Origin of the sequence: Kaistia adipata DSM 17808 (assembly GCF_000423225.1) — a bacterium.
Taxonomy (GTDB): Bacteria; Pseudomonadota; Alphaproteobacteria; order Rhizobiales; family Kaistiaceae; genus Kaistia; species Kaistia adipata.
In genome coordinates, this window is the sequence record NZ_KE383991.1 from 1545299 (window position 1) to 1564839 (window position 19541).

Annotated in this window: 19 protein-coding genes; 11 read left to right on the forward strand and 8 right to left on the reverse strand. The window is 69.1% G+C overall.

Features of this window, described 5'->3' with window-relative positions; all coding sequences use genetic code 11:
- Window positions 1-72: 72 nt before the first annotated feature.
- The 4 genes from G539_RS0120080 (at window position 73) to G539_RS0120095 (ending at window position 3924) form a co-directional block, all read left to right on the forward strand.
- Window positions 73-1257 (forward strand): amidase, encoded by a 1185-nt coding sequence (locus G539_RS0120080; protein ID WP_029076789.1) that lies wholly within the window; start codon window positions 73-75, stop codon window positions 1255-1257.
- Between the two features lie 8 nt (window positions 1258-1265).
- On the forward strand, window positions 1266-2168 hold the full coding sequence (locus G539_RS0120085; RefSeq protein WP_029076790.1) for a LysR family transcriptional regulator: 903 nt from the start codon (window positions 1266-1268) through the stop codon (window positions 2166-2168).
- A 110-nt stretch (window positions 2169-2278) separates the two neighbouring features.
- Window positions 2279-2923, forward strand: a complete 645-nt coding sequence (locus tag G539_RS0120090; RefSeq protein ID WP_035831637.1) for a DUF1007 family protein — start codon at window positions 2279-2281, stop codon at window positions 2921-2923.
- A complete protein-coding gene (locus G539_RS0120095) occupies window positions 2920-3924 on the forward strand; it encodes a nickel/cobalt transporter (RefSeq protein ID WP_029076792.1) in 1005 nt (334 codons plus the stop codon). Before G539_RS0120090 ends, G539_RS0120095 begins: the two co-directional genes overlap by 4 nt.
- Window positions 3925-3926: 2 nt before the next feature.
- Here G539_RS0120095 and G539_RS0120100 read toward each other — a convergent pair whose 3' ends face one another.
- The gene (locus tag G539_RS0120100) at window positions 3927-4709 is read right to left on the reverse strand and encodes a gamma-glutamyl-gamma-aminobutyrate hydrolase family protein (protein ID WP_029076793.1); all 783 of its coding nucleotides are present in this window, start codon (window positions 4707-4709) and stop codon (window positions 3927-3929) included.
- A 241-nt stretch (window positions 4710-4950) separates the two neighbouring features.
- Here G539_RS0120100 and G539_RS0120105 point away from each other — a divergent pair, with 241 nt between their 5' ends.
- Window positions 4951-6078 (forward strand): TRAP transporter substrate-binding protein, encoded by a 1128-nt coding sequence (locus G539_RS0120105; RefSeq protein WP_029076794.1) that lies wholly within the window; start codon window positions 4951-4953, stop codon window positions 6076-6078.
- Between the two features lie 16 nt (window positions 6079-6094).
- On the opposite strand, the gene G539_RS0120110 is transcribed toward G539_RS0120105, so the two are convergent.
- Entirely contained in the window at window positions 6095-7606 is a 1512-nt protein-coding gene (locus tag G539_RS0120110; RefSeq protein ID WP_029076795.1) for a bifunctional metallophosphatase/5'-nucleotidase, read from the reverse strand.
- 170 nt (window positions 7607-7776) lie between these two features.
- On the opposite strand from G539_RS0120110, the gene hemH reads away from it, so the two are divergent.
- The gene (gene hemH, locus G539_RS0120115) at window positions 7777-8835 is read left to right on the forward strand and encodes a ferrochelatase (protein ID WP_051231721.1); all 1059 of its coding nucleotides are present in this window, start codon (window positions 7777-7779) and stop codon (window positions 8833-8835) included.
- 62 nt (window positions 8836-8897) lie between these two features.
- Here hemH and G539_RS0120120 read toward each other — a convergent pair whose 3' ends face one another.
- A complete protein-coding gene (locus G539_RS0120120; RefSeq protein ID WP_029076797.1) occupies window positions 8898-9896 on the reverse strand; it encodes a KpsF/GutQ family sugar-phosphate isomerase in 999 nt (332 codons plus the stop codon).
- Between the two features lie 184 nt (window positions 9897-10080).
- Here G539_RS0120120 and G539_RS0120125 point away from each other — a divergent pair, with 184 nt between their 5' ends.
- The 4 genes from G539_RS0120125 (at window position 10081) to G539_RS0120140 (ending at window position 14411) form a co-directional block, all read left to right on the forward strand.
- Window positions 10081-11526: an outer membrane beta-barrel protein gene (locus tag G539_RS0120125; protein WP_029076798.1), complete on the forward strand. Its 1446-nt coding sequence runs from the start codon at window positions 10081-10083 to the stop codon at window positions 11524-11526.
- 53 nt (window positions 11527-11579) lie between these two features.
- Window positions 11580-12089, forward strand: a complete 510-nt coding sequence (locus tag G539_RS25575; RefSeq protein WP_035831638.1) for a MarR family winged helix-turn-helix transcriptional regulator — start codon at window positions 11580-11582, stop codon at window positions 12087-12089.
- A 94-nt stretch (window positions 12090-12183) separates the two neighbouring features.
- Window positions 12184-13080 carry a DMT family transporter gene (locus tag G539_RS0120135; RefSeq protein WP_029076799.1) on the forward strand — a complete coding sequence of 299 codons (897 nt, stop codon included), beginning with the start codon at window positions 12184-12186 and terminating at the stop codon, window positions 13078-13080.
- Window positions 13081-13217: 137 nt separating this feature from the next.
- Window positions 13218-14411: an MFS transporter gene (locus G539_RS0120140; protein ID WP_029076800.1), complete on the forward strand. Its 1194-nt coding sequence runs from the start codon at window positions 13218-13220 to the stop codon at window positions 14409-14411.
- A gap of 10 nt (window positions 14412-14421) precedes the next feature.
- Here G539_RS0120140 and G539_RS0120145 read toward each other — a convergent pair whose 3' ends face one another.
- A complete protein-coding gene (locus G539_RS0120145; protein WP_029076801.1) occupies window positions 14422-15321 on the reverse strand; it encodes an NAD(P)-dependent oxidoreductase in 900 nt (299 codons plus the stop codon).
- Window positions 15322-15554: 233 nt separating this feature from the next.
- On the opposite strand from G539_RS0120145, the gene G539_RS0120150 reads away from it, so the two are divergent.
- Window positions 15555-16517, forward strand: coding sequence for a 2-hydroxyacid dehydrogenase (locus G539_RS0120150; RefSeq protein WP_029076802.1), 963 nt, complete (start codon window positions 15555-15557; stop codon window positions 16515-16517).
- A 211-nt stretch (window positions 16518-16728) separates the two neighbouring features.
- On the opposite strand, the gene G539_RS0120155 is transcribed toward G539_RS0120150, so the two are convergent.
- From G539_RS0120155 to G539_RS0120170, 4 genes are read right to left on the reverse strand one after another with little or no spacing between them, the layout of a single operon-like run.
- A complete protein-coding gene (locus tag G539_RS0120155; RefSeq protein ID WP_029076803.1) occupies window positions 16729-17484 on the reverse strand; it encodes an SDR family oxidoreductase in 756 nt (251 codons plus the stop codon).
- A 40-nt stretch (window positions 17485-17524) separates the two neighbouring features.
- Window positions 17525-17992 carry a GNAT family N-acetyltransferase gene (locus tag G539_RS27230; protein WP_029076804.1) on the reverse strand — a complete coding sequence of 156 codons (468 nt, stop codon included), beginning with the start codon at window positions 17990-17992 and terminating at the stop codon, window positions 17525-17527.
- Window positions 17989-18693, reverse strand: coding sequence for a GNAT family N-acetyltransferase (locus tag G539_RS27235; protein ID WP_156912053.1), 705 nt, complete (start codon window positions 18691-18693; stop codon window positions 17989-17991). The genes G539_RS27230 and G539_RS27235 overlap by 4 nt, the downstream gene beginning before the upstream one ends.
- A complete protein-coding gene (locus tag G539_RS0120170; RefSeq protein WP_029076805.1) occupies window positions 18690-19523 on the reverse strand; it encodes an isocitrate lyase/PEP mutase family protein in 834 nt (277 codons plus the stop codon). The genes G539_RS27235 and G539_RS0120170 overlap by 4 nt, the downstream gene beginning before the upstream one ends.
- Window positions 19524-19541 lie beyond the last annotated feature (18 nt).

A 19541-nucleotide genomic window follows, 5' to 3' on the forward strand; every position in this document is an offset into this window, starting at 1 on the left:
CGCTATGAATCGCAGGAACGCGGCGTCGCTCGGCGCCGATCCGGTATCCCTCCAAGGAAATCGACAGAGCCCATGCTTCTCGCCAATGATCCGGTCAACGCGTTTCTCGACTATCCCGCCGTCGAGGTTCCCTCGTCGCCGACCGGCCCGCTCGCCGGGCTGACGCTGGCCGTCAAGGATCTCTACGACGTCGCCGGCTACCCGACCGGCGTCGGCCATCCGCTGAAGCGGCAGGAAAGCGACATCAAGACGGTAAGCGCCCCCTCGGTGCAGGCGCTGCTCGACGCCGGCGCCCGCTTCGTCGGCAAGGTGCATACCGACGAGTTCGCCTATTCGATGAACGGCGAGAACTATCACTACGGCACGCCGATCAACGTGCGCGCGCCGGGCCGCATCCCCGGCGGCTCCTCCTCCGGTTCGGCCGCGGCGGTCAGCGCCGGCCTCGTCGACATCGCGCTCGGCAGCGACACGGGCGGCTCGGTCCGCGCGCCGGCTTCCTATCACGGCCTGATCGGCCTGCGCCCGACGCATGGCCGGATCGACATCTCGCGCGTCGCGCCGCTGGCCGAGACCTTCGACACGGTCGGCTGGTTTGCCCGCGACATCGACACCTTCGCCAAGGTCGGCGACGTGCTGCTCGGCGACGATGTCGACGGCCCGCCGCTGACCCGCTTCCTCGTCGGCGACGACATCCACGCGCTGCTGCTCGGCGATCTCGAGGAAGCCGCGGTCCGCTCGGCGATGCCGCGCATCGCCGCCCACCTGACGCCGGCCGGCGCCGTCGTCGTCTCGCCGGACGGCCTCGCCGCCTGGCGGATGATCTTCCGCACCATGCAGGCCTACGAGGCCTGGCAGGCGAATGGCGAGTGGATCACCAGCCGCAAGCCGGTGTTCGGCCCCGGCGTGCGCGAGCGCTTCGAATGGGCGAGCCATGTCACGCGCGAGGATTATGAGGCGGCGGCGCAGCGGCGCGCCCAGGTGCGCGAGCGCGTCGAGAGCCTGCTCGGCGACGATACCGTGCTCGCCATCCCGACCTCGCCTGGCATCGCGCCGAAGATCGGCCTCGGCGGCGACGAGCTCGAATCCTACCGCAACCGGGCGCTCGCCATGTCCTGCACGGGGAGCCTGACCGGCCTGCCGCAGATCAGCCTGCCGCTGGCCGAGCATGATGGCTGCCCGCTCGGCGTCTCGCTGATCGCGCCCAGGGGCCGCGACCGCGCCCTGATCGCGCTCGCCGCCAAGATCCTGGCAGGCTAGGCGGCAGCATGGACACGCTCACCCGCATGCGGACCTTCGTCGAAGTCGTCGATGCCGGCGGCTTCTCGGCCGCGGCCCGCAAGATGGGGCGCTCCAAGGCGCTGATCTCGAAATATGTGCGCGAGCTCGAGGACGAGCTCGGCGCCCGCCTGCTCAACCGCACGACACGCACGCTGTCGCTGACCGAGGTCGGCCAAAGCTACGCCCGCGACGCCACCGAGATCCTGCAGCGGATCGAGGACCTGCAATCCTCGATCGGAGACGCCCATGCCGCGCCGCGCGGCCGCCTCAAGGTCTCGGCGCCGCGCACCTTCGGTGACGGCGACCTCGGCCGCGCCATCATGGAGTTCGTCGTCAGCGAGCCGGAGATCTCGCTGGAGCTGCATCTGGAGGACCGCTTCGTCGATCTCGTCGACGAGGGCTTCGACGTCGCCATCCGCATCTCGACGCTGACGGATTCGAGCCTGATCGCCCGCCGGCTCGCCTCGTTCCGGATCGCCATCGTCGCCAGCCCGGAACTGCTGGCGGAGACGGGCAGGCCAGAGGTCCCGGAAGAGCTCTCCGGCAAGCCCTGCGTCATCGATTCGAACGTCGCCTACCGCACCAACTGGCCCTTCCTGATCGACGGCGAGCGCGTCTCCGTGCCGGTCAAGGGACGCGTCGAGGTCGACAGCCCGAACGCGGCGCGCCAGGCGGCGCTCGCCGGCCTCGGCTTCGCCATCGTGCCGCATCTGGTGGTGAAGGACGACCTGGAGGCGGGCCGGCTGGTCGCCGTGCTCGAAGCCTACGAGCCCGCCAGCGCCGCCATCCACGCCGTCTATCCGCATCGGCGCCATCTCTCCGGCAAGGTCCGCAGCTTCATCGACTTCCTGGTGAAGTGGTTCGAGAGCCAGAAGCAGGACGGTTGCTAGGCGTGCGATCGGACGCGACACCCGTTCCGACCGGTTGCGCCTGACACGATCTGGCCGCACTCTTCTGGCCCCTTCGACCATCGCCTTCACCCGCAAAAGATCCGCCGACCATGCTCCGCTCGCTGATCGTCTTCGCCTTCGCCGCGCTCGCCGCGACCTCCGCCGCCGCGCATCCGCACGTCTTCATCGACGCCAAGGAAGAGATCGTCTTCGACAAGGACGGCAAGATGTCGGCGATCCGCCATGTCTGGCAGTTCGACGCCGCCTTCACCGCCTTCGCGGTGCAGGGTCTCGACACCAATGGCGACGGCGACCTTTCCGACGAGGAGTTGCAGCCGCTCGCCAAGGTGAACGTCGAATCCCTGAAGGATTTCCACTACTTCACCCGCCTGAAGGTGAACGGCCAGCGCGCGCCGGTCGACGAGCCCAAGGAATACTGGCTCGATTTCCATGGCGGCCGGCTGACGCTGTTCTACACGCTGCCGCTGCGCAAGCCGGTCTCGCCCGGCCCCAGCACGACGCTCGAAGTGTTCGACCCCGAATATTTCGTCGCCTTCAACTTCATCGCCGAGCAGCCGATCACGCTCGCCGACGCGCCGCCCAACTGCAAGGCGCACTTCCAGCCGCCGAAGGAACTGGACGCGCAGACCGCGACCATGCTGGCGGCGATTCCCGCCGACCAGCGCGACCTGCCGCCGGAACTCGCCGAGGCCGCGGCCAGCCTCTCCAGCCAGATCACGGTCGATTGTTCATGAAGTCCCGCCTGCTCGGTTGCCTCGCCGGCGCCAGCGCCGCGCTCGTGCCGGCGCTCGCCCTCGCCGCGCCCAGCCCGTTCGGCATCGCGACCCCGGACAGTTCCGGGCCGACTTCATGGGCCGGACCGCTCGCGCCGCTCTTCCAGTGGATCGCGCGACAGCAGTCGATGTTCTACCGCGACCTGACGACCGCGCTCGGCGACCTGACCCAGAGCGGCCACGCCGCGCTGATCCTCGTCGCGCTCTCCTTCGCCTATGGCGTGTTCCACGCCGCCGGCCCCGGCCACGGCAAGGCGGTGATCGCGACCTATCTGTTGGCGACCGGCGAGAAGCTGAAGCGCGGCATCGCCATCTCGTTCGCCTCCGCCTTCGTGCAGGCCCTGACGGCGATCGTCGTGGTATCGATCGGCACGCTGATCCTGAACGTCACGGCGATGACGATGACGCGCGCCACCGACGCGCTCGAGATCGCCAGCTACGCGCTGATCACCCTGTGCGGGCTGTGGCTGCTCTGGACCCGGCTCTCGGGCCGCGGCCACCACCACGAGCACGGCGCGGCGCATGCGCATGATCACCACGATCACGGCCACGACCATCATCATCACGACCATGGGCACGGCCTCGTCTGCGACTGCGGCCATTCGCACGCGCCGGATCCGGCCGCGCTCGACAAGCCGCTGACGCTGGCGCGCGCCTGGACGGCGATCCTCGCCGTCGGCGTCCGCCCCTGCTCCGGCGCGGTGATCGTGCTCGTCTTCGCGATCTCGCAGAAGCTCTACTGGGCCGGCATCCTGTCGGTGCTGGTGATGGCGCTCGGCACCGGCCTCACCGTCTCGGCGCTCGCGGCTCTTGCGGTCAAGGCCAAGGACCTGGCGCTGCGCTTCTCGGGCGGCGAGAGCCGGACGCAGCTGCGCGTCGTCAACGCTCTGCAGATCGTCGCCGCCAGCGGCATCCTGGTATTCGGACTGCTGATGCTCGGCGGCGCGATGGCGGCGGCCTGATCCTATTCCGCCGCCACGCGCGGCAGGCCGGCGGCGCGGGCCCGCATCGCGTCGCCGAAGGCGCGGAACAGCCGGGCCGAGGGCGCGTCGGTCGCCACCCAATATTCCGGATGCCACTGCACGCCGACGGCGAAGCCCGGCGCGTCGCGGACGCTGACCGCCTCGATCGTGCCGTCCGCCGCCACCGCCTCGACGACGAGGCCATCGGCGAGCCGGCCGATCGCCTGCCGATGCAGCGAGTTCACCGCAATCGTGTCGCGCTCGAGGATCCGGGCGAAACAGCCATCCGGCACGATCTCGACCGGATGGCGGATGGCGAAGCGCTCCTCCTGGAAGTCCGAAACCGGCGAGCGGTGATCGTCGCGGCCGGGCAGGTCCTGGATCTCCGAGGCCAGCGTGCCGCCGAGCGCCACATTCAGCTCCTGCTGGCCGCGGCAGATGGCGAGCAGCGGCACGCCCCTGGCGATCGCGGCGCGGATCAGCGGCAGCGAGGTCGAGTCCCGCGCCTGGTCATAGGGCTCGGTGCTGGCGTCCGGCGTGGCGCCATAGAGCGCCGGATGGACGTTGGAACGGCTGCCGGTGACCAGCACGCCGTCGACCCGCGCGAGCAGCGCATCGATGTCGAGCGCGGCGCCGAGCGACGGCACGATCACCGGGATGGCGCCGGCGCCGGTCAGCGCGGCGCGGATATACGTCTCCGGCGCGGCGTGCCAGCGATAGCCGTCGGCGTCGCGCACATCGGCGGTCACGGCGACGAGGGGCGAGAAAGATGTGGGTTGGGTCATGGTCCAGATCGCAGGCTGTTGGCGCGCCGCTTCCGTCGCACCCGAAGATGGCAGAATACCGGCCTCGGCCGCGCCGGTCACGGGGTTTCCGGAGAACGCCGCGCGGCCGCGCGAGCGGCGACAAGCCGTTCCGGACGCTACGTCACTTTGTCGCCGTGGAACGCGGATACGGCATTGACAGCGCCCGCGCTCCTGACGTTGGTCATGGCGGGGTTTTCGGTGGACAGGCAGGGTCACATCCATGAGTGCGGATCATCTGGATCGGCGCGGCTTCATCAGGACGGCGGGCCTCGGCTCGGGCGTCGCGCTGGCCGGGACGACGCTGTCCGTCCCCGCGCGCGCCGAGGCCGGCGCGCGGCCGGTCGTGAAGTGGCGGCTGCAGTCCGACTTCCCGCGCAGCGTCGGCCCGCTCTACAGCGGCGCCGAGACGCTGGCGCTGATCGTGGCCGGGCTCACCGACGGCCAGTTCCAGATCGAGGTCCAGCCGGCCGAGAGCAAGGCGTTCGAGCCGGTCCGGACGCTCGACGCGGTGCGATCCGGCCGCCTCGAGGCCTGCCATACCAGCGCCTACTACCACGTCGCCGAGAACCCGGCCTTCGCCTTCGGCAGCGCCCTGCCCTTCGGCCTGAACGCGCGCATGCAGAACGCCTGGATCATCGAGGGCGGCGGCCGGCACCTGCTCGACAGCTTCCATGCCGGCCTCGGCCTGGTTGCCTTCGTCGCCGGCAATTCCGGGGCCCAGATGGGCGGTTGGTTCCGCAAGGAGATCCGCAGCGTGACCGAGATCGCCGGCATGAAGATGCGCATCGCCGGCCTCGGCGCGCCGGTGATGGAGCGCCTGGGCGTCGAGACCCTGAGCCTCTCCGGCCAGGCCGCGTTCGAGGCGCTCGAGATCGGGACGATCGACGCGGCGGAGTTCGCCGGCCCCGCCGCCGACGAGCCGCTCGGCTTCTACAAGGTCGCACCCTACTACTACTATCCCGGCTGGTGGGACGGCGGCGCCTCGATCCACCTGTTCGCCAACCAGGCAACCTTCGAGGCGCTCCCGCCCAGCTACCAGGCCGTGCTGAAGGCCGCCGCCGCGCAGGTCAATGACGTGATGCTGGCGCGGATGGACATCGCCAACAATGCCGCCATCCGCCGGCTGGTCGCCAACGGAGCGCAGCTGCGGCCGTTCCCGAACGACCTGCTCGAGGCGGCCTACAAGGCCGCCTTCCAGCTCTATGCCGAGCTCTCGGCCAGCCATCCGGACTTCAAGGCGATCTACGAACCGTGGAAGGCGTTCCGCGACCAGATCTACCAATGGTACCGGGTCGCGGAATTCTCCTTCGACAGCTTCGGCTTCAACCAGCAGGCCAGGGGCCTCTGAGCGAGCGTGCGGCCTCCTAGTTGAACAGGATGCGGCCCTCGACCTTCGGCGCGATCGTCTTCGCCGAGGTGACGTAGTCGATGACGTCGCTCGCCACGAGCCGGGCATCGACCGGGCTGATCAGCCGGGCGGCGTCCTTGAACGCCAGGTAGCCGTCGCCGCCGCCGGCGACATAGTCCGTCGTCGCCAGCGTGTATTTGCGCTCGGGATCGAGCGGCGCGCCGTTCACCAGCACGCTGCGGACGCGCGTGCCCGGCAGCTTGGCGAGATCGACCTCGACCACCATGCCGGAAACCTGCGGGAAGCGCCCGGCGGCGGCCGAGACCAGGCTGAAGCCGCTTTCCAGCGCCGCCCGGAGCGCCGCGCCGGTGACGACGAGCTTCACCGTCTTGTTGCCGAACGGCATCTCCGCGAACATGTCGGCGCGCGTCAGCGTGGTGCCGGCGGGATATTCGCGGTCGGCGCGGATGCTGCCGCCATTCACCAGCGCCACTTCGGCGTCGACGGCGGCGCGCATCGTATCGGCGATCAGGTTGCCGATCGCCGCCTCCTCGCCGCGCACCGTGGCGCGACGGCTGTCGAGCGGCGTCTCGGTCTTGCCGATCTCGACCTTGAGCTCGGCGTCGAGCTTGTCCTGGTAGGACTTCACCACGCCGGCGATCTCGGGATCGGGCGTAACGGTGGCGCTGTCGATGATCTCGAAATGCGGCCGCCAGGCGACATTGGTCTTGCCGTCCTTCTCCTGCTTGTCGACGGTGACGCGAGTGACGACGATGTCCTCGGCCTGCGCGCCGGATTCCGTCAGCACCGTGCGGCCGTCGAAATAGGTGAGCAGGTGCTCGTCATGGCCGGAGAAGACGAGATCGGCGGCGCGGTCGCGCACCAGCATCATGTCGACGGCGAGCGGCGTGTGCACCACCGCCACGACGAGATCGGCGCCGGCGGCGCGCAGCGCCTCGCCCTTCGCCCGCGCCGTCTCGATCGACGACCTGAACAGGGTGTCGCCGGGCGAGGCGACGACGCGCGTATCCTCGGTGGTCAGGCCGTAGAAGCCGATCCGGACGCCGTCGATCTCGACGATCCTGTCGTCGGCCGTGTTCTTCGGCTGGCTGCCGTCCGGCTCGCGGATGTTCGAGGTCACGACCGGGAACGTCGCTTCGCCGATGCGGGCGTGGAAGACCTCGGGCCCAAAATCGAACTCGTGGTTGCCCGGCGTCATCACGTCGACCTTCATCCGGTTCAGGATGTCGACGACGTGCACGCCCTTGTCGATGCCGGAGAGCAGCGACGGCGAGATCGTGTCGCCGGAATGGACGAACACGGTCGGCCCCTTCGCCCGCTCGGCGGCGACCACCGCCGCGAGCCGCGCGAAGCCGCCGCGCCCGTCCAGTTCCTCCATCAGGTCGATGTCGTTGGTCTGGACGAAGGAGATCGTCACCGGCTCGGCGAGCGCCGGCCCGACGAGAAGCGCGGTCAGCGCGAGGCCCAAACCGAAGCGGCGCCCAAGGCCGTGACTGCGTCCGATCATGCGTGCGATCCCCGTGCTGAATGCGATGCGCCAGCATAGCGCCGAAATGTTGCAGCGAGCCAACGCCGCGTGTCCGCCCCGGACGCATCCGGCGCTGCGACAACGCGCGACGGACGAAAATGCACCCGGCCCCTTCGCGTCGCGGCGCCGAACGGCTAAGTTCCGGCACGATGACCAGCCAGCAGACTGCCTCCCCCGCTTCCGTTGCCCCGTCCAGGCCCGCCGACCACCCGCCGGTGGCGGACGGCCGTGTCGGCGTCCTCCTGATCAATCTCGGCACGCCGGACGCGACCGACTATTGGTCGATGCGGCGCTATCTGAAGGAATTCCTGTCGGATCCGCGCGTCATCGAGGTGCCGAAGCTGATCTGGTGGCCACTTCTGAACGGCATCATCCTGACGACGCGGCCGTCGAAATCCGGCAAGAACTACGAGACGATCTGGAACAAGGAGCGCAACGAATCGCCGCTCCGCACCATCACCCGCTCGCAGTCGGACAAGCTCTCCGCCGCCTTCGCCGGCAATGGCAAGATCATCATCGACTGGGCGATGCGCTACGGCACGCCATCGATCGCCGAGAAGATCGACGGCCTGAAGCGGGCCGGCTGCGACCGCATCTTGCTGGCGCCGCTCTATCCGCAATATTCGGCGACGACGACGGCGACGGCCAACGACAAGGCCTTCGACAAGCTCCGCACCATGCGCTGGCAGCCGGCCGTGCGCACGCTGCCGGCCTATCACGACGACCCGGTCTACATCGCCGCGCTCGCCACCTCGGTCGAGCGCTCGATCGCGGCGCTCGATTTCGAACCGGAGGTCGTGCTCGCTTCCTATCACGGCCTGCCCAAGCGCAATCTCGAATTGGGCGACCCCTATCACTGCCACTGCCTGAAGACGACGCGCCTGCTGCGCGAACAGCTCGGCTGGCCCGAGGAGAAGCTGCGCACGACGTTCCAGTCGCGCTTCGGCAAGGCGGAATGGCTGCAGCCCTACACCGACAAGACGGTCGAGGCGCTGGCGAAGAGCGGCGTCAAGCGCATCGCCGCGGTGATGCCCGGCTTCTCGGCCGATTGCGTCGAGACACTGGAGGAGATCGCCGGCGAGAACGCCGAGATCTTCAAGCACAATGGCGGCGAGCATTTCGCCGCGCTGCCCTGCCTGAACGACAGCCCGGAAGGCATGGCGCTGCTCGAGCACCTGGTCCGGCGCGAACTGCTCGGCTGGGTGTAGGCGGGCGCCGCAGGATCTTCACCTCTCCCTCTGGGAGAGGTGAAAAGAACAGCCTCTTCCGTTCACGCCACGCCGATGCGCAGCAGGTCGTGCATGTGCAGCACGCCGACCGGCTTGCCGTTCTCGACGACGAACAGGACGGTGATCTTGGCGCCGTTCAGGCGGTCGATCGCGGCGCCGACCAGCATGTCCGGCGGGATCGTCTTCGGCGAGCGCGTCATCACCTCGTCGACGGTGCGCGCCAGCAGGTCCGGCCCGATGTGGCGACGCAGGTCGCCATCGGTGATCATGCCGATCAGCGCGCCGTCGCGGTCGACGACGCCGAGGCAGCCGAGCCCCTTCGCCGTCATCGTGACGATCGCCTCGGTCATCGGCGAGCCGGTCGGCGCGACCGGCATGGACGCGCCCTTGTGCATGATGTCGCGCACGAAATGCAGGCTGGCACCAAGCTTGCCGCCGGGATGGAACAGGCGGAAATCCTGCGCCGTGAAGCCGCGCGTCTCCAGAAGCGCGATGGCGAGCGCGTCGCCGAGCGCCAGCTGCATCACCGCCGAAGTGGTCGGCGCCAGGCCGTGCGGGCAGGCCTCCTCGGCCCTGGGCAGCGCCAGCACATGCGTGGCCTGGCGGCCGAGCGCGCTTTCGGCGTTCGAGGTGACGGCGATGAGGGGCGTGCGAAAACGGCTGGCATATTCGACGACGGCGCGGAGCTCGGCCGTCTCGCCCGACCAGGACAGCGCCAGGATGAGATCGTCGCGGCCGACCATGCCGAGATCGCCATGGCTCGCCTCGGCGGCGTGGACGAAGAAGGCCGGCGTGCCGGTGGAGGCGAGCGTCGCGGCGATCTTGACGCCGACATGGCCGCTCTTGCCGACGCCGGTGACGACGACGCGGCCGGCATGCTCGCGGATCAGGCGCACGACATCGGCGAAGGGCGCGGCGAGCGGCCCGGCCAGCGCGGCGGCGAGCGCATCGAGGCCGGCGCGCTCGCTCGACAGCGTCCTCAATGCCGATTCGACCGAATGGCCCACGCTGTCCCGGCCCGGCTCGTCTGCAACCCGCATCGTTCACTCCAAACTGTTTGAGCGCGGGCTTTTACCATGCGCGCGCCCGCGGCGCCGCCCGAAAATGCCGCCTGCGATCCGTGGCCGCGACAACCTTCCCTTAACCAACCGCATTTACAGTTCGGAAACCATACGGGTCGGCCCTGCCGGCTCCAGTTCCATGCGAAGGTCACGGCAAGCGGCAATGCGATTTCCTGCCCGGCTCCTCCTGTCGGCGGCGCTTCTTTCGGCGCCGGCCCCGACGACGGTCGCCGTCGCGCAGGACTATGCCGCGCCGGTCGGGACCTTTGCCGGCGACGAGGATTTCGACGTCCTGCGCGGCAGCGACGGCCAGGAAACCGTCGACTTGAGCGACCCGGCGCTCGCCGCGCCGCCGGCCGAGGAAGCGCCGATGCAGCTCGGCCGGGCCGAGCGCAACCAGCGCCTGCTTTCGACCATCGGCGAGGAGGACGAAGTTCCGACGCGGCCCCGCTCGATGACGGCGGATGCGCGCGATTCCTCCAGCTACGACCCGCTCGGCCTGCGCGTCGGCAGCTTCATCCTGCTGCCCTCGATCGAGCTGCGCGGCGGCTACACCACCAACGCCGCCCAGGCCTCGACCGGCGGCCCCTCCGCCGTCTGGACGCTGGTGCCGGACCTGATCGTCCGCTCCGACTGGAGCCGGCACGAGCTCGGCCTGTCGCTGCACGGCACCTACGACTATTTCAGCGACACCTCGGTATCGCCGCGGCCGACGGTGAACGCCGACGCGACTGCACGCATCGACCTGCCGCGCGACTGGACGCTCCGGCTCCGCGGCAACTACAATTACGACACCCAGTCGATCTCCAGCATCGACTATCCGGCCGGCGTCGACGAGCCGCCCGGCATCAACACCTATACCGGCGGCGCGACGCTCGACGGCTCGATCGGCCGCACGGCGCTGCAGCTGCGCGGCAACCTCGCCTATTCGCAATACAATGACGGCCATGCCGGCAATGTCGTCGTGCCGCAGGGCGACCGCGACAACACGCTGACGAGCGTCGCCGCCCGCGTCGGCTACGAGGTGACGCCGGCCTTCACGCCCTTCGTCGAGGCGGAGCTGTCGGACCGCAGCTTCCGCCAGAAGATCGACAACAACGGCTTCAACCGGGCCAGCCAGGGCGTGACGCTTCGCGGCGGCATCGCCTATTCGGCCGATCCTGTGCTCCGGGGCGAGCTGGCGCTCGGCTGGCACAACGAGCGCTACGACGACCCCGTCTTCTCGTCGTTCAACGCCATGACGGTCGACGCCTCCGTGGTCTGGGCGCCGACGCCGCTCACCAGTTTCACGCTGCGCGCCGCCACCTTCGTCAACCCGACCACCGATCCGAACTCGGCCGGCTCGATCGTCTACGACGCCGGGCTGAAGGCGGAGCACGCGCTCCGGCGCAACCTGACGCTCGAGGGCGACCTCGGCTGGCGGCGCGAGTTCTACGAGGGCATCGACGTCGCCGACGTCACCTATGAAGCCGGCTTCGGACTGACGTGGAAACTGAATCGCTCGGCCTGGGTCGTCGGACGCTTCTCGCAGGAATATTATGACAGCGCCCAGCCGGGCGGCGACTACCCGACGACCACGGTGAGCATCGGACTGAAGCTGCAACGTTGACGATCGTTTGCCGTGTCATCAACCCGACACGTTATGGCGCTACGAGAGGCATCATGGCTTTCAATCATCGCAAGACGATCACCTTCCGCCTCGCCCAGACCGCGCGCGCCGCGCGCGCCCGCTCGGGCGGCCACCTGATGCGGATCGGCCTCCATCCCGGCCAGGAAAGCGTCCTCAAGGCGCTGGCGGCCGAGGACGGCCTGTCGATGAGCCAGCTGGCCCAGGCGCTTTCCGTCCAGCCGCCGACCGTGACCAAGATGGTGAGCCGGCTCGCGGCGCAGGGCTATGTCGTGCGCCAGGCCTCCAAGGGCGACGGCCGCCAGGCGCATGTCTACCTGACCGAGCAGGGGCGCGGCACCATCCTCGACATCGACAAGGGCTGGAAGCGCCTCGAGAAGGAAGCGATCGCCGGGCTCGACGACAAGGACGTCAAGAAGCTGCGCAAGCTGCTGCGCCAGATCGAGCGCAACCTCTCGATCCATTTCGACGAGACCGAGGAACCGGGCGACGACGAGCCCGAAATTCCCGCGCCTTCGGTGGAGACACCCGCTCCCACGGCTTGAGCGGCGCCCGGCAATCTGCTTGACTGAAGGCGGCCCGATCGCCCGATAGCGCCTGCCCCAAAGGTACCCTCCCCCGACCGCCCCCGGAGTGCGGATGTCCCCGTTGCCGACCGCCGCCGCGGAGGCGCAACAGCGCCTGCGCGGCATTGGGCTCTATTGCCTTGCGATGCTCTGTTTCGCGATCCTCGACGCCTGCGCGAAATATGCGAGCTACTACGTCCCGGTGCTGTCGATCGTCTGGGTCCGCTTCGCCATCCACGCGCTGCTGGCGCTGGCGCTGTTCCAGCCCTGGCGCCACTGGGTGCTCTACAAGACCAGGCGCCCGGTTCTGCAGACGCTGCGCGGCCTGTTCCTCGCCGGCTCGACCTTCTTCAACTTCATGGCGGTGCACGAGCTGCAGCTCGACCAGACCATGTCGATCGGCTTCTCCGCGCCCTTTATCACCGCCGCGCTGGCCGGGCCGATCCTGGGCGAATGGGCCGGGCCCCGGCGCTGGGCCGCCATCATCGTCGGTTTCGTCGGCGTGCTGATCATCACCATGCCCGGCTTCGGCGATCTGAACCCGGCGATCTTCCTGTCGCTCGCCGCCGCCTGCTGCAACGCCTGCTACATCCTGTCGACCCGAATGCTGACGCGCTCGGATTCGAGCGCCGGCATGCTGCTCTATTCGGCCGTCGTGCCGCTGATCCTGATGACGCCGGTCGCCAATCCGCTCGACGCCGCGCCGCCGACCTGGATCGTCGGCCTCTGCCTGTTCCTGACCGGCGCGCTCGGCTTCGTCGGCCACTGGTTCCTGATCCGCGCCCATCACCACACCGCCGTGCCGGTGCTGGCGCCGTTCATGTATACCGGGCTGATCTGGATGATCCTGCTCGGCTATTTCGTATTCGGCGACGTCCCGGCGCCGCGCACGCTGGTCGGCGCCTCGATCATCATCGCGAGCGGCCTCTATCTGCTCTATCGCGAACGCGTGCGCGCGCCGGAAGGCTGAACCGCGGACCCACGAGATAAGTGCGGCGAAGGCCGCGAAAACGCGCTACAAGCGGCGCGCTCCGGGCCGGCCTCCGGCCGCCCGGCCCCTGACGCCAGACCCTTCTCCCGAACGAAGCGCCCGCTTCCGGATCCCCGATGGACCGTCCCGCCAATCGCCAGGCGCGCTTCTTCGTCGCCCTCGCCATCATGGTGGCGCTGCTGAACAGCACCGCCGCCTCGCCGCTCTACACCAGCTACCGCATGATGTGGGCGCTCGACGCCTTCACCGTGGCGTTCATCTTCGCGATCTATGCCGTCGGCACGCTGATCGCGCTGTTCGTGCTGGGCCGGCTATCCGACCGCCTGCCGGATCGTCGGCTGCTGATCATCCTGTCGCTCGGCATCGTCGTCGCCGGCGCGCTGATCTTCGGCTCCGCCGACAATCTCGCCACGCTGCTGATCGGGCGGCTGCTGGCCGGCGCCGGCACCGGCGGCCTGACCGGCGTCGCCAACGCCGCCCTGATCGAACTCGACCCGAAGGCGGATGCCCGCGCCAACGCCGTGCTGGCGACCGCCGTGTTCACCGCCGGCTGCGCCTTCGGTCCGGTGATCAGCGCGGCGGCGCTGCATTTCGACCTCTGGCCGCTGCACCTGCCCTTCCTGCTGATCGCAACGCTGGCGATCATCACCATCCTCGGCCTCGCCACCGCCTCCTGGCAGCCGGCGCCGCGCGTCGCGCCCGTCGCGACCGCCACTGCCGGACCGGTGCCGCAGTCCGGCCGCTACACCGCCTTCGCGATCGCCGCCGGCGCCGTGATCATCGCCTGGACCGTCGGCGCCACCTTCGCCGGCCTCGGCGTCACCTTCGTGCACGAACTGCTCAAGGTCGAAAGCCAGGCCGCGTCCGGCGTCATCGTCGCCGCCTTCCAGGCCGTCGCCGGCCTCAGCCAGCTGGCGAGCCAGCGGCTCGATTCGAACCGCGCCATGGTGATCGGCACCACGACGATCGCGCTCGCCATCCTGCTCTGCGCCTTCGCGATCTGGACCGCCACACCGCTCCTCTTCGTGCTCGGCACGATCGGCAGCGGTCTCGGCTACGGCGCCGCCTTCGTCGGCTCGGCCGGCGTCGTCAACCGCATCGCGCCGCCGGACCGGCGGGCGACCTGGGTCTCGACCTACTATTTCACCGCCTATCTCGCCAATGCGCTGCCGGTGCTGGCGCTCGGCTTCCTCGGCGACCGGCTCGGCCTGTTCGGCTCGTTCCTGTGCCTGACCGCCTTCACCGTGGCCGGCACGATCGTCGTCAACGGCGCCGCCAGGCTGGTGCTCCGGCCCGGGCGGCGCCGCTGAATCGCGGGGACTAGTTCTTCAGCCTGGTGCCGTTCTGCGCGGCGATGAAGTCCGAGATCATCGGCACGAACTTCTCCGCCTGGCCCGAGGCGGCCATGGCGGCGAAATTGTTCTTCACCGCCTCGCCGAGCGTGTTCACGGCGCGGGCGTCGTCGGCCATCGCCGCCAGGTAGCGCAGGTCCTTGTAGGCGTTCGAGATGGTGAAGGGATGGGCGTTCTCGTTGCCGTCGATGACGTAGTTCATGAAGGTGTCGTAGAAGCCGCAATGCATGCGGCCCTTGCTGATCACCGAGTGGAACGTGTCCGGCGAGATGCCGACCTTCTGGCCGATGGCGAGCGCCTCGGAATAGAGCGCGGCATAGCCGAGCGACAGGAAGTTGTTGATCAGCTTCATCTTGTGGCCGGCGCCGACCGGGCCGACATGCACGATGGTGGCGGCCCAGCAGGCGATCAGCGGCTCGATCGAGGCGAACACCTCGTCCGAGGCGCCGACCAGCGCCTGCAGCTTGCCCGCCATGGCGCCCGCCGGCGTGCCACCGAGCGGCGCGTCGACGAAATGGGCGCCGACCAGGTCGAGCCGCTCGGCCAGGCGCAGCGTCGTCGTCGGCTCGGAGGTCGAGCAGTCGATCACCACCAGCCCCGGCCGCGCGCCGGCGAGGATGCCCTCCGGCCCCTCGATGACCGCCTCGACATCGGCCGAGCCGGTGACGCAGAGGAAGATCACCTCGGCGCTCTGCGCCATCTCGGCCGGCGTCTTCACCTCGGACGCGCCCTTGGCGATCAGGCGCTCGACCGCCTCGCGGCGGCGATTGGCCATGACCAGCAGCGGATTGCCCTTGGTCACGAGGTTGGTCGCCATCCCCTCGCCCATGAATCCGAGCCCGATGAAGCCGACGGTGCGGTTCGCCATTGCTGCAACCCCTCCCTGGGTGTTTGCATTTGATTTCATTCGCAGATTAGAGTGCCGGGCGGGCTCAGGACAAGGCAGACGGCCGGCCTGTCCGTGCCAATTTTCCGTTTCGTCCGATTGTCCGACAATGGCAATCGGGCCCCTTCCTCGTGTATCAAGGCGTGCCCGATCCGCCGCCGCGCGCGGATGACGCCCCAAGCCAGATTCGCCCCAGCCAGTTTCAAGGAGCATTCATGTCCCGGCCCGAACTTCTCATGCCTGGCCGCATGCAGCAGAACGTCAACGATGCCCTCGACGCCAAGTTCATCGTGCATCGTCTCTACGACGCCAAGGATCCGGCCGCGCTGCTGGCCGAGGTCGCGCCGCGCATCCAGGCCGTCGCCGTCGGCGGCGCCGTCGACGCGGCGCTGATGGACAAGCTGCCGAAGCTCGAGATCGTCGCCTCGTTCGGCGTCGGCTACGACCTGGTCGACGCCAAGCACGCCGCCACCAAGGGCGTCATCGTCACCAACACGCCGGATGTGCTGACCGAAGAAGTCGCGGATACCGCGCTCGGCCTGCTCCTGATGACGGTTCGCGAGCTCTCGGCTTCCGAGCGCTATCTGCGCGCCGGCAAGTGGCCGTCGGGCAACTATCCGCTCAGCAGCTCGCTGCGCGACCGCACCGTCGGCATCGTCGGCCTCGGCCGCATCGGCAAGGCGATCGCCCGCCGCCTCGAGGCGTTCGACGTCAAGGTCGTCTACCACAACCGCCGTCCGGCCGAGGACGTCTCCTACAAGTACTATGCCGACCTGACCGAGATGGCTCGCGACGTCGACACGCTGCTCTCCGTTCTGCCGGGCGGCGCCGCGACGGAAAAGGCGATCAACCGCGCCGTGCTCGACGCGCTCGGCCCCCGCGGCATCCTGATCAACATCGGCCGCGGCACGGTCGTCGACGAACAGGAGCTGATCAAGGCGCTCAAGGAGAAGCGGATCCTCGCCGCCGGCCTCGACGTGTTCGAGAAGGAGCCGCAGGTTCCGGCCGAGCTGATCGCGCTCGAGAATGCCGTGCTGCTGCCGCATGTCGGCTCGGCCTCGGTCTATACGCGCGACGCCATGGGCCAGCGCGTGATCGACAACCTCTATGCCTGGCTCGACGGCAAGGCGCCGCTGAGCCCGGTCGCCGAGACGCCGTTCACCGGCTGGAAGAAGTAAGCACTTACTGACTCTGAACGATCCCCTCTCCCGCACGCGGGGGAGGGATTTTTTATGCGCCTAGCACGACGCCCCACGCTCGCCGTCATCCCGGGCTTGACCCGGGATCCATTCAGCCGCGGCGCGGGGAAGTTCGCACGCCCGGAAACCCGGCTGCATGGATCCCCGCCTGCGCGGGGATGACGCGGAGCCTAGCCTTCGCCTCTGCCCCTCAGAGCGAGAAGCCGCCGTCCGACAGGTAGACCTGGCCGGTCGTGTAGCGCGACTCGTCCGACGCCAGGTAGATCGCCAGCGCCGCGATCTCCTCGGCCGTGCCGAGCCGGCCCATCGGCTGGCGGTCGATGAACTGCTGGCGGATCTCCTCCACCGTCTTGCCCTGCTTCTCCGCCTGCTCGGCGATGCGACCGTCGAGCGACGGCGACTGGATCGTGCCCGGCGCGATCGAGTTCACGCGGATGCCCTGGCGGATATAGTCGGCGGCGACCGCCTTGGTCAGGCCGACGACGGCCGCCTTCGACGCGCCATAGGCATAGCGGTTCGGAATGCCGCGCACCGAGCTCGCGCCCGACGAGATGTTGACGATCGAGCCCTCGCCCTTCGCCAGCATGCCCGGCAGGAAGGCGCGGATCGTCCGGTGCATCGCCTTGGCGTTGATGTCGAAGGAGAGGTCCCAGTCCTCGTCCGAGGTGGTCAGGACCGTGCCGTGATGCACGAAGCCAGCGCAGTTGAACAGGATGTCGACCGGGCCGACCTGCTTGGCCAGCGCATCGACCGCCGCCGTCGAGCGCACGTCGAGCGCATGCACCTCGGCGACGCCGCCGGCCTTCAGGTCCGCCATCAACTCCGGCTTCAGATCCGTGGCGATGACATAGGCGCCCTCGGCCGCGAAGGCGAGCGCCGTCGCATGGCCGATGCCGGCGCCGGCCGCGGTGAGAAAGGCACGCTTGCCCTTGAGACGTCCCGTCATGATTTCCTCCCGAACAGGATTTTTTGGTTGCGGTGGCGGCTCAGCCGCCGGTTGGAAGTCGGCGCACCATGTGCACGATGCGGCGATCACCGAGGTCCTCGATCCGTTCGATCGAGAAGCCCTTGCGGCCGTACCAGGCGACATTGGCGCGATAGAGTTCGTTGGTGAGAAGCCGGAGCGTCGCGCGGTCCAGAACGCGGGCACGCAGCGTCGCCGCGTCGAGCAGGCGGTTACCGAGACCATGTCCCTTGCAGCGCGGCGCCACCGAGATGCTTTCGATATAGAGGTCTTCCGGCCGCAGATTGAGGATCAGGGCGCCGGCGACGCCGCTCTCGTCCTCGGCGAGCCACACCTCCCAGTCGCGCAGGACGTCGCCATAGTCCCAGCGCAGCGGCAGCGGCAGGCGACCGGCAATGATGCGGTTCGGCTCGTAGGCCGCCTCCTGCATGGCCCAAAGCGCGGCGCGGTCCGTCGCCATGGCGCGGCGCAGGCCGGCGAGTTCGTTCACCGGGCTGTCTCCGCCGTCAACGCGCCGAGGCTCCGCTTCTGCCGGCCCTCGGCGTCGAAATTGGCGGGATCGAGCCAGGCCTCGAAGCCGGCTTTCACGCGGGGCCAGTCGCTATCGAGCATCGCGAACCACGCCGTGTCGCGGTTGCGGCCCTTGACGATCATGTGCTGGCGGAACGTGCCCTCATAGGTGAAGCCGTAGCGCGCCGCCGCGCGCCGCGACGGCGCGTTCAAATCGTTGCACTTCCACTCGTAGCGGCGATAGCCGAGCTCGAAGGCATGGCGCGCCATCAGGTACATCGCCTCGGTGGCGCCGGCGGTGCGCTGCAACGCCGGCGTATAGAGGATGTTGCCGACTTCGATGGTCCGGTCCTGCGGCGCGATCCGCATATAGGTGGCGTGGCCGACAGCCTTTCCGGTCGCGCGATCGAGAATGGTGAAGAGCAGCGGATCGTCCTTCTTCGCGGCCTCCGCGTAATGGGCGGAGAAGCTCTCGAAATCGGCGAAAGGTCCATGCCCGAGATAAGCCCAGAGCCCGTCATTCGCCGAGCCTACCGATCGCTCGTGGATGTCGCGGCCATGCGCGGCGAGGTCGAAGGGAACGATGGAGACGAAGCGGCCCTCGAGCGTCACGCGCTGCGGACGCGGCGCGAGCGTCGTGTCGACCACGACACCGACCGGACAGGCATCAGGCGATGTCACGATGGCGGACCTCCGGCGAAGGGAGCGAAGAAGCGGTTGAGGTCGGCGCCCGGCTCGGCCTCGGCGAGACCCTTCAGCGTGCCCGTGCCGGCCACCTCGCGCGCAAGCCGCAGGAAGCCGCCATAGGCGGCACGGGCGAGCGCGGTGGCGAGCGAGACGCGGCGCACGCCCGCCTGCGCGAGGTCGGCGATCGACTGCGCCGGATCGAGCGCGATGACGTTGACCGGCTTGCCGCCGGCGGCGGCGATCACCTTGGATATCGACGCGGCGTCGAGCTTGCCCGGCACGAACAGCACGTCGGCGCCGGCCTCCGCGAAGGCGGCGATGCGGTGGCAGGCCTCGTCGAGGCCGCCCGGATGGCCGGTGAGCAGCGCCTCGCTGCGCGCGGTCAGCAGCACGTCCGGCCCGGCGGCGTCGATCGCCGCGCGCGCGGCGCGAACCCGGTCGACGGCGTGGTCGAATTCGTAGAGCGAGCGGTCGGCCGCCATGTCCTCGACCGAGAGGCCGGCGATGCCGGTCTCGACGCAGAGCGCGACATTGGTGGCGACCGCCTCGGCGGCGTCGGCGAAGGCGTTGCCGAAATCGGCGTTCACCGGCAGTTCGGTGGCAGCGACGATCTCGGCGACGTGCGCCAGCATGGTGTCGCGATCGACGGCGCCGTCCGGCAGGCCGCGGCTGAAGGCGAAGCCGCCGGACGTGGTTGCGAGCGCCGGGAAGCCGAGGCCGGCGGAAAGGCGCGCGCTGCCGATATCCCAGGGATTGGGCATGACGAAGCAGCCCGCGTCATGCAGCCTGCGGAAGGTGGCGCGGCGCGCCGCGATCGATGTCATGCTGTTCCCCGCCCTCGA

What these genes read in the sequence shown, in the direction of transcription:
- G539_RS0120080 (WP_029076789.1), top strand. Translation starts at nt 73, where the DNA reads ATGCTTCTCGCCAATGATCCGGTCAACGCGTTTCTCGACTATCCCGCC.
- G539_RS0120085 (WP_029076790.1), top strand. Translation starts at nt 1,266, where the DNA reads ATGGACACGCTCACCCGCATGCGGACCTTCGTCGAAGTCGTCGATGCC.
- G539_RS0120090 (WP_035831637.1), top strand. Translation starts at nt 2,279, where the DNA reads ATGCTCCGCTCGCTGATCGTCTTCGCCTTCGCCGCGCTCGCCGCGACC.
- G539_RS0120095 (WP_029076792.1), top strand. Translation starts at nt 2,920, where the DNA reads ATGAAGTCCCGCCTGCTCGGTTGCCTCGCCGGCGCCAGCGCCGCGCTC.
- G539_RS0120100 (WP_029076793.1), bottom strand. Translation starts at nt 4,709, where the DNA reads ATGACCCAACCCACATCTTTCTCGCCCCTCGTCGCCGTGACCGCCGAT.
- G539_RS0120105 (WP_029076794.1), top strand. Translation starts at nt 4,951, where the DNA reads ATGAGTGCGGATCATCTGGATCGGCGCGGCTTCATCAGGACGGCGGGC.
- G539_RS0120110 (WP_029076795.1), bottom strand. Translation starts at nt 7,606, where the DNA reads ATGATCGGACGCAGTCACGGCCTTGGGCGCCGCTTCGGTTTGGGCCTC.
- hemH (WP_051231721.1), top strand. Translation starts at nt 7,777, where the DNA reads ATGACCAGCCAGCAGACTGCCTCCCCCGCTTCCGTTGCCCCGTCCAGG.
- G539_RS0120120 (WP_029076797.1), bottom strand. Translation starts at nt 9,896, where the DNA reads ATGCGGGTTGCAGACGAGCCGGGCCGGGACAGCGTGGGCCATTCGGTC.
- G539_RS0120125 (WP_029076798.1), top strand. Translation starts at nt 10,081, where the DNA reads ATGCGATTTCCTGCCCGGCTCCTCCTGTCGGCGGCGCTTCTTTCGGCG.
- G539_RS25575 (WP_035831638.1), top strand. Translation starts at nt 11,580, where the DNA reads ATGGCTTTCAATCATCGCAAGACGATCACCTTCCGCCTCGCCCAGACC.
- G539_RS0120135 (WP_029076799.1), top strand. Translation starts at nt 12,184, where the DNA reads ATGTCCCCGTTGCCGACCGCCGCCGCGGAGGCGCAACAGCGCCTGCGC.
- G539_RS0120140 (WP_029076800.1), top strand. Translation starts at nt 13,218, where the DNA reads ATGGACCGTCCCGCCAATCGCCAGGCGCGCTTCTTCGTCGCCCTCGCC.
- G539_RS0120145 (WP_029076801.1), bottom strand. Translation starts at nt 15,321, where the DNA reads ATGGCGAACCGCACCGTCGGCTTCATCGGGCTCGGATTCATGGGCGAG.
- G539_RS0120150 (WP_029076802.1), top strand. Translation starts at nt 15,555, where the DNA reads ATGTCCCGGCCCGAACTTCTCATGCCTGGCCGCATGCAGCAGAACGTC.
- G539_RS0120155 (WP_029076803.1), bottom strand. Translation starts at nt 17,484, where the DNA reads ATGACGGGACGTCTCAAGGGCAAGCGTGCCTTTCTCACCGCGGCCGGC.
- G539_RS0120170 (WP_029076805.1), bottom strand. Translation starts at nt 19,523, where the DNA reads ATGACATCGATCGCGGCGCGCCGCGCCACCTTCCGCAGGCTGCATGAC.